The organism is Microbacterium sp. H6, assembly GCF_003314775.1.
GTDB classification, from domain to species: domain Bacteria; phylum Actinomycetota; class Actinomycetes; order Actinomycetales; family Microbacteriaceae; genus Microbacterium; species Microbacterium oxydans.
The window spans coordinates 20257-28715 of the sequence record NZ_QOAY01000245.1 but is presented as its reverse complement, the minus strand read 5'-3'; the positions used below and the strand labels follow the sequence as shown (position 1 = coordinate 28715).

The window sequence follows — 8459 nt, the reverse complement described above, 5'->3', positions numbered from 1 at the left end:
CCAGCCACGGATCCGCGACGAGTATCCCCGTCGCGCACAGAGAGAGCACTCCCGCCCCGGCGCTCGGCCTCCCGCACAGGATGGTCAGCATCCCCGCCGCTGCCATCACCCCAGCCCGGACGACGCTCGGCTCCGGAGTCACCAGCACGACGAAACCCGCCAGGCCCGCAAGCGACAGCAGGGCGCGCAGCCAACGGCCGCCCCCGCAGAGGGCCGTGAGCCAGAAGATCGCGCCGACGACGATCGCGCAGTTCGCACCGCTGACCGCGGTGAGGTGGCTGAGCCCACTCGCGCGCATGTCGTCGTTCAAGGCCGTCGTCACCGCGCGGGTGTCGCCCACCGCAAGGCCGGGCAGGAGGCCTGCTCCGGGCTCCGGCAGGCGTAGCGCCCTCTCGACGAACGTGCTCTTGATCGCGGCTGCCGCGGCGAACACACCGGATGCGGGGTCGACGATCTCGGCCTCGCTCGCGAAGATCACGAGAGCCGAGCGCTCCCCGGCCTCCGTGATCGATGACTCGCCCACCACCCGTATCCGCGCACCGAGATCGAACCCGTCGGCGGGGTCCACTCCGACGCGGACCGGGACCGTGGAAGGGGCTGCCCGGCCAGGCGGCCCGAGTGTCGTAGCCGCCGCCTCGAACCACAGCCGCCCGTCCCGTCCGAGCGATGCCGAGGAGGTGACCTCGGCCGACGACTCGATGACGCGCCCGCCCCATGCGCGGGCCTCATCCCGCGCGGGAAGAGCGAACCCGACGGACACGGCCGCACCTGCCATCGCCGACAGCACGACGATCGTGACACCGGCCTCGGCGCGCTGAGTGTTCTTGGCTCGCAGCCCGGAGCGGCTGAACACCAGCACACCTGCCGCGGCTGCCGTACACGTGCCGGCACACACCCACGCGAGTTCAGGCAACAGCACGCACAGCAGCGCGGCACCCCATACGGCTGCCGCCACAGGGAGTAAGCGCAGATCGCGCGCTCTCACACCCTGACCCCGTCGCGCAGTCCCTCGAGGAGCTTCTCGCCGATGCCGGGCACGGCCAGAAGGTCGTCGATGGAGGCGAAGCGACCGTTCTCCTCTCTCCAGGCGACGATCCGCTCCGCCAGCGCGGGTCCGATACGCGGAAGCGTCTCGAGTGCTGTCTGATCCGCCGTGTTGAGATCTATCCGCGCGTCGCCCGGTGGCGCTGCCGCCCCGCCGGGTGCATCCGTCATCGCGCCTGTCGCCGGCACGACGATCTGCTCCCCGTCTTCGACCACCCGTGCGAGGTTTACGGCGCTCAGGTCCGCATCGGTGGTCGTTCCGCCGGCAGCGGCCACCGCATCGACGACTCGCGCGTCGAGATCGAGCACGTAGAGCCCCGGCCTCTCGACAGAGCCGAGCACGTGCACGTACAGCTCACCGGTCGACGAGGGCCCCGGGCTCGCACCTGCTCCGGCGCCGGTGTCCGTGCCGGTGTCCGTGAGTGACACGGTTTCGACAGGCGCAGACTGACCACGCAGAATGCCGACCCCGACGGCAGCCGACAGCACGACGAGTGCCAGCACCACCGCCGCTCCCACGCTCAGGCGCAGACGGCGCCGGTGCGGAAGAGGTGCCTGGGGAGAAGCCATCCGGCCACGCTAGGAGACAACGATCCCCCGGTGGTGCGCAGTAGACGCCCACAGTGGACAACCCGAGTGGATCCTCCTCAGTGGAGAAGAGACGATCAGCCCTTGACGACGAAGCTCACGATCTTCGGTGCGCGTACGACGACCTTGACGATCTCGCGGTCACCGATCGATCGGATCACACGCTCATCGGCCCGGGCCAGGGCCTCGAGCTCCGACTCGCCGATCCGAGCGGACACCTCGAGCTGCGCACGCACCTTGCCGCCCACCTGCACGACGGCGGTGATGGTGTCCTCGATCAGCAGTGCGGGATCGGCGGAGCGCCAGGTCACCAGCCCGACGGAAGGCTCATGGCCGAGGATCTCCCACATCTCCTCCGCGGTGTGCGGGGCGATGAGGTCGAGCATCACGGCGATCGTCTCCGCGGCCTCGCGCACGGCGGGGTCGCCGGCACCAGCGGCGCTGTCGATCGTCTTGCGCGTGACGTTCACCAGCTCCATCAGGCGCGCGACCAGCACGTTGAACTTCGTCTGCTCGACGAGCGCCGGCGCCTCGGAGAGGAGCTTGTGCGTCGCGCGGCGGAGAGCGGCGTCACCACCGTCGAAGACCACATCGACCGGGCTCGACACCTCCCCCGCGATGCGCATGGCACGCGCCAGGAACTTCTGGGCACCGGTCGTCGAGACGTCCGCCCAGTCCTTGTCGTCCTCCACAGGACCGGCGAAAGCGAGGCCGACACGCAGCGCGTCGGCACCGTGCGCGTCGAGCTCTTCCTGGAACAGCACCAGGTTGCCCTTGCTCTTGGACATCTTCTGTCCGTCGAGCAGGACCATGCCCTGGTTGATGAGATTCGAGAACGGCTCGGTGAAGTCGATCAGGCCCATGTCGAACAGGACCTTCGTGATGAAGCGCGCGTACAGCAGGTGCAGGATCGCGTGCTCCACGCCGCCGATGTACGAGTCGACCGGCGCCCAACGAGCCGCCTGAGCAGGGTCGAACGCGACGGTCTCGCTGTTCGGCGACAGGAAACGCAGGAAGTACCACGAGCTGTCGACGAACGTGTCCATCGTGTCGGGGTCGCGCAGCACGGGGTCGCCGGTCTCGGGATCGGTCGTGCGCACCCAGTTCTCCGCACCACCCAGCGGCGAGGTGCCCTTGGGCTTCAGGTCCAGCCCTTCGACACTCGGCAGCTTCACGGGGAGCTTGTCCTCGGGAACCGGGATGATCGTGCCGTCCTCGCCGTGCAGCATCGGGATCGGGGTACCCCAGAAACGCTGACGGGAGATGAGCCAATCACGCAGACGGTAGTTCTTCGCGGCACGACCGGTACCGGAAGCCTCCAGCTGCTCGATCGCACGCGCGATCGCATTGCGCTTGGAGAGCCCGTTCAGCGCACCGGAGTTGATCATCCGACCCTCACCCGTGAGCGCGATGCCGGTGGTGGCCGGACTCTGCTCCTCGAGCGCCGCACCGGTGTCGATCGGCACGCCCTCGTCATCGACCTCGATCACGGGCATCGCACCCGTGACAGGAGCCGTGGTGTCGACGACCACTTTGACCGGCAGGTCGAAGGCTCGGGCGAAATCGAGGTCGCGCTGGTCGTGCGCCGGCACGGCCATGACCGCGCCATGGCCGTAGTCGGCCAGCACGTAGTCCGCCGCCCACACCGGCAACTTCTCGCCGTTGACGGGGTTGATCGCGTAGCGCTCCAGGAAGACACCCGTCTTCGGACGGTCCGTGGACTGCCGATCGATGTCGGTCTCCTTCTGCACCTGCTCCAGATACGTCTGGAAACGCTCACGCACCTCGTCAGGCGCTCCGGCCGCGAGCTCCGCCGCCAGGTCGGAATCCGGAGCGACCACGAAGAACGTGGCCCCGTGCAGGGTGTCGGGTCGCGTCGAGAACACCGTGACCGGCTCCTCGCGCCCCTCGATGAGGAAGTCGACATCGGCTCCCACCGAGCGGCCGATCCAGTTGCGCTGCATCTGCAGCACCTTGTGCGGCCAGAAGCCCTCGAGCTGGTTCAGGTCGTCCAGCAGTCGATCCGCGTAATCCGTGATCCGGAAGTACCACTGCGTCAGCTTCTTCTTGACGACCTCGTAGCCGCAGCGCTCGCAGCGCCCGTCGACGACCTGCTCGTTCGCGAGCACCGTCTGATCGTTCGGGCACCAGTTGACGGGGCTCTTCTTGCGATACGCCAGGCCGCGCTCGTACAGCTTCAGGAACAGCCACTGGTTCCAGCGGTAGTACTCGGGGTCGGACGTGTGCAGTACGCGGCTCCAGTCGAACGAGACGCCGTACTGCTCGAATCCGACCTTCTGCTGCGCGATGTTCTGGTAGGTCCACTCACGCGGATCGGCACCCTGACGGATCGCCGCGTTCTCCGCCGGCAGACCGAAGGAGTCCCAGCCGATCGGGTTCAGCACGTTGTGTCCGCGGTGACGCCAGAACCGAGCCACGATGTCGGAGTAGAGGTAGTTCTCCGCGTGTCCCATGTGCAGGTCACCGGAGGGATACGGGAACATCGCGAGCACGTACCGACGCGGCCGGGTGTCGTCATCGCCACCCGTGAGGAACGTGCCGTTGTCCGCCCAGTACTTCTGCCACTTGTTCTGGATGGCGTGCGCCGACGGGGTCTCGTCGTCGGCAGGAGCGGTGGACAGGTTCTCAGACAACGAACGCACGACCAATCTGGTGGAAAAAGCGGGATCAGTTCAGGATATCGGAACGCCAGAGGGCAGGCATTCCGGCGCCGAGTGCGGCGAGCGGCGCCCGAGCCTTGGTCGCGACCTCGGCCACCTCGGATGTGGCGACGGACCCCCAGGTGATTCCTCCGCCGGCACCGACGACGGCCTGCTCCTCATCGATCAGGATGCTGCGGATCACCATCGCCAGGTCGAGGGCGCCGTCGACGCCGACGTATCCGAAGCACCCGGCGTACACGCCGCGTGGCCCGCCCTCCAGCTCGTGGAGGCTAGTCATCGCGGAGAGCTTCGGGGCTCCGGTCATGCTCCCCGCGGGGAAGGCCGCACCGAGCAGATCCCCGACTGTCGTCCCCTCGACCGCGACGCCGCTGACCGTGCTCACCAGCTGATGCACGGCGGGATAGCTCTCCACCACCCAGAGTCCCTCGACACGGATGCTCCCCGCCGCGCACACCTGTGAGAGGTCATTGCGCATCAGGTCGACGATCATCACGTTCTCGGCACGTTCCTTGGGATCTGTGGCCAGTTCTGCGGCGAGCGCGGCGTCTGCGACGGGCTCGGCGCCTCGGGGTCTGGTGCCCTTGATGGGTCTGGTGCGGATGATGCCGCCCGCTGCGTGGAGGAACTGCTCCGGGCTCGCACTCAAGAGGGTGCGTCCGCCGATCCGCACGAAGCCCCCGTGGTGCGCGGGGGTCGAGGTGCGGAGGCGGTCGTAGACCTCGACGGCATCATGCGTGCCGGACACAGTGAAGCGGGTGGTCAAGCACAGCTGGTAGGCGATGCCCTCGCGGATGAGCTCTCGGCAGCGTTCGATGAGTGCGATGTACTCGCGCGGGTCGTGCCGTGCTTCGGCGACGCGCGTCAGGGGCCCGGTCGCCGTGCGGAACCGATGCCGGTTCTGGCTCTCCCTCGTGTACGCGGTGACCGCCGCTTCCCAGCTCTCCAGTTCGCTCTCAGCGCTGAGCGCCCAGACCCGTCGGTGCGAATGGTCGAAGGCGATGAGTCGCTCGGCGCTCAGCCATGCCCCATCTGTCTCGTCGCCCGTAGGGGACACGGGTGCCCCCGCAGCCGCGGCGCCGCTCTCGTAGTCGAGCCAGCCCACCCAGCCCCCGGTGAACGGCGGCTGCCCCGGCGTCGGGGCTGCGACGTCGAGGCGGACGTCGCGCGGAAGCGTCGAACGCTCCCCTGTGCCGATGAAGCTCCATCCCGTCGTCGCATCCGCGCCGGCGTCGAGCCAGAAGACATCGGCGTTCCCCGTTTCGAGCATCGGGAACACCGACGACGGCTCCGTCCACTCGGGAAGGGGTCTGGCGCTCAGCAGTACAGGCACCTTGCCAGCCTAGGACCGGGCGGCTCCCGTATTCTCGTGGGGTGGACGACCTCCTGATCTGGCTCCTCGACACCGTGCAGTCGATCGACCCGGTCGCACGCACGCTCATCGCCGGGCTCGCCGTGATGCTGGAGACGAGCATCCTGATCGGTCTCATCGTCCCCGGTGACACGATCGTGATCATCGCCTCGATGGGTGTCGCCACTCCCCTGGAGGGCATCGCGATGGGCGTCGCCGTCGTGATCGGCGCCCTCATCGGCGAGAGCATCGGCTTCTGGCTGGGCCGCTGGCTCGGACCACGAATCCGCGTGTCCTGGTTGGGGCGCAAGATCGGCGAGCACAACTGGGTGCGCGCCGAGAACTACCTCGAGCGCCGAGGGGGCATCGCGATCTTCCTCTCCCGGTTCCTCCCCGTGCTGCACTCGCTCGTCCCCCTGACCGTCGGCATGAGCGAGTACCCGTACCGCAGGTTCCTGGCGTGGACGGCTCCCGCCTGCGCGCTCTGGGCAACCGCATACGTGAGCGTCACATCGCTCGCGGCCGGCAGCTTCCGCGAGCTCGTCGATCGCGTGCACTTCGCGGGCTACATCTTCGTCGGCGTCATCGCACTGTTCCTGCTCCTGGCGTTCCTCGGAAAGAAGCTGCTGCAGCGCCTCGAGGCCCGTCACCTGGAGGGGCCCGAAGCGGAGGCCGACGCCGACGTGAAAGACTGAGTCAATGGCATCGGCTCCCCCAGCCCCCCGGATCCACTGGTTCGCCCGACTCGAACACCGCCTCCACGTCTGGCGTGAAGGTCGTGCGCGCCGTCGTGGTCGTGTCGCGACGATCCTGCCCTTCCCCGGCTACGGCGGCCCCGGGTGGGTGCGCGTGGTCGGACGTGTGCTGATCGTGCCCCCGCAGCGCCGCACACGTCACGGCGAGCCGGCGAGTGTACGCGGGTGGCGCAGCTTCGTCGGCATCCCCGTGGGCTTCGCATCCGTCAGCGTGCATTTCGGTGACACCACCCATCAGGTGGCGGCCGACCGCGGTGGCGTGGTGGATGCCATGATCCGCGTCGACCTCGAACCCGGCTGGCAGACCTTCACCTTCTCCGTCGAGGGGCAAGCCCCCGTGGAGGCGAGAGCGTTCATCGTCGCCGAGGAGACCACGTTCGGTGTGGTCTCCGATGTCGACGACACCGTGATGGTGACGGCGCTGCCTCGTCCGTTCATCGCGTTCTGGAACTCCTTCGTACTCGACGAGCACGCCCGACTCCCCGTACCCGGGATGGCCGTGCTCCTCGACCAGTTGCTGCGACAGCACCCCGGCGCCCCCATGGTGTATCTCTCCACCGGCGCCTGGAACGTCGCCCCCACGCTGTGGCGCTTCCTCGGTCGCCATCTCTTCCCCGCCGGCTCCATGCTCCTGACCGACTGGGGACCGACGCATGAACGCTGGTTCCGCAGCGGCCGCGAACACAAGCTGACCAACCTGCGGAGACTGGCGACCGAGTTCCCGCACGTGAAGTGGCTCCTGATCGGCGACGACGGGCAGCACGACGAGGCCATCTACAGTCAGTTCATGGACGAGTACCCCGATTCCGTCGCCGGTGTCGCCATCCGTCGCCTGCTTCCTGCCGAGGCCGTGCTCGCCGGTGGGCGCGCCGGACACGAGCCGCACTCCGAGGACACCGCCCCCTGGGTTAGTGCCGAGGACGGCGCGGGCCTTCGCGACCTGCTGGGCGAAGCCGGCATCCTGCACTGACATGCCCATCGCCCGCCAGCAGTGGCTCCTCCGCGAAGAGAAGCACCGTGAACGTGCCGACGAGCTCACCGCCGCGCACCGTGACAGGGCGACCAGGGCCGAGAAGCACCCGGTGTGGGACTTCCTCTTCACCTACTACTCGTACAAGCCGGCTCAGCTGCGTCGCTGGCACCCCGGTGCCGGTGTCGAGCTCGCGGAGGCCGTCGAGCGACTCGAGTGGCGGTGGTACACGACAGGCAGCAGCGCGGACAGCGCAGTTCCCGATGCGGCGGCTTTCGGCACGGAGAAGGCAGAGCTGGCATCGCTCATCGAGAGGATGCTCCGCCGCACGGCGTCGCGTCCCGGACAGTTCGGATGCTTCGGACTGCACGAGTGGGCCATGGTGTACCGCGCGGACGAGACCCGTCACTCGGTTCCGTTGCGCCTCGGGCGGGATGGAACCGACGCTGTGGTCGAGAACCACGACCTTCGCTGCACCCACTTCGACGCCTTCCGCTTCTTCACTCCCGAGGCCGTGCCCCGCAACCGCACCTCGTTGAGCAGGGACGAGCAGCCGCTGTTCGAGCAACCGGGCTGCCTGCACGCCGGCATGGATCTGTACAAGTGGGCCACCAAGCTGGGACCCCTCATCCCGGGTGAGCTGCTCCTCGATTCGTTCGAGCTGGCCCGAGACATCCGCCTCCTCGACATGGAGGCCGCGCCCTACGACCTCTCGCCCTGGGGCATCGTGCCCGTGCCCATCGAGACACCGGAGGGCAAGGCCGAGTACGTCCGCCGGCAGCGAGGATTCGCAGACCGTGGTGCGGCACTCCGGTCGGCCCTGCTGGATGCCTGGCTCGGCGAGGGAGCCCGCGAGGCGGCCTGAGCGTCAGCCGACGGGCTCGCAGTCGTCGCAGGTCGCCCATCGAGCCGTCGCGGCAGCCATCTGCATGCGCAGCGCCACCACCCGCGTCGCTGCTTCTTCGAGCCTCTCGGCCGGAAGCGCGCCCGCATCGACCGCCGCCCCGATGCCTGCCGCCATCGCCCCGGCAGTCTGCGCGTCGGAACCTGCGATCATCAGCACCAGGTCG

At 68.4% G+C, this 8459-nt stretch carries 7 protein-coding genes and 1 pseudogene; 3 read left to right on the top strand and 5 right to left on the bottom strand.

Annotated elements, in window-relative coordinates; all coding sequences use genetic code 11:
* The 4 genes from DSP71_RS15645 to DSP71_RS15630 form a co-directional block, all read right to left on the bottom strand.
* Nucleotides 1–955 (bottom strand): ComEC/Rec2 family competence protein (locus tag DSP71_RS15645; protein WP_147251340.1); only part of this gene is annotated, 955 nt, incomplete at its 3' end.
* A 26-nt stretch (nt 956–981) separates the two neighbouring features.
* On the bottom strand, nt 982–1614 hold the full coding sequence (locus tag DSP71_RS15640; RefSeq protein WP_058631395.1) for a ComEA family DNA-binding protein: 633 nt from the start codon (nt 1612–1614) through the stop codon (nt 982–984).
* Nucleotides 1615–1709: 95 nt separating this feature from the next.
* The gene (gene leuS, locus DSP71_RS15635; protein WP_058631417.1) at nt 1710–4286 is read right to left on the bottom strand and encodes a leucine--tRNA ligase; all 2577 of its coding nucleotides are present in this window, start codon (nt 4284–4286) and stop codon (nt 1710–1712) included.
* Between the two features lie 34 nt (nt 4287–4320).
* A complete protein-coding gene (locus tag DSP71_RS15630) occupies nt 4321–5646 on the bottom strand; it encodes an anthranilate synthase component I family protein (RefSeq protein WP_258546488.1) in 1326 nt (441 codons plus the stop codon).
* 41 nt (nt 5647–5687) lie between these two features.
* On the opposite strand from DSP71_RS15630, the gene DSP71_RS15625 reads away from it, so the two are divergent.
* From DSP71_RS15625 to DSP71_RS15615, 3 genes are read left to right on the top strand one after another with little or no spacing between them, the layout of a single operon-like run.
* Nucleotides 5688–6359 carry a DedA family protein gene (locus DSP71_RS15625; RefSeq protein ID WP_046749215.1) on the top strand — a complete coding sequence of 224 codons (672 nt, stop codon included), beginning with the start codon at nt 5688–5690 and terminating at the stop codon, nt 6357–6359.
* Between the two features lie 4 nt (nt 6360–6363).
* A complete protein-coding gene (locus tag DSP71_RS15620; protein ID WP_061015441.1) occupies nt 6364–7389 on the top strand; it encodes an App1 family protein in 1026 nt (341 codons plus the stop codon).
* A gap of 1 nt (nt 7390) precedes the next feature.
* A complete protein-coding gene (locus DSP71_RS15615) occupies nt 7391–8254 on the top strand; it encodes a 3-methyladenine DNA glycosylase (RefSeq protein ID WP_113681545.1) in 864 nt (287 codons plus the stop codon).
* Nucleotides 8255–8257: 3 nt separating this feature from the next.
* Here the strand turns inward: DSP71_RS15615 and DSP71_RS24085 are convergent.
* Nucleotides 8258–8459 (bottom strand): annotated as a pseudogene (locus DSP71_RS24085) (glycoside hydrolase family 3 protein); the annotation flags it as partial.

Excerpts from the sequence above, each read along its gene's own strand:
- DSP71_RS15615 (WP_113681545.1), top strand. The coding sequence starts at position 7,391 with ATGCCCATCGCCCGCCAGCAGTGGCTCCTCCGCGAAGAGAAGCACCGT.
- DSP71_RS15620 (WP_061015441.1), top strand. The coding sequence starts at position 6,364 with ATGGCATCGGCTCCCCCAGCCCCCCGGATCCACTGGTTCGCCCGACTC.
- DSP71_RS15640 (WP_058631395.1), bottom strand. The coding sequence starts at position 1,614 with ATGGCTTCTCCCCAGGCACCTCTTCCGCACCGGCGCCGTCTGCGCCTG.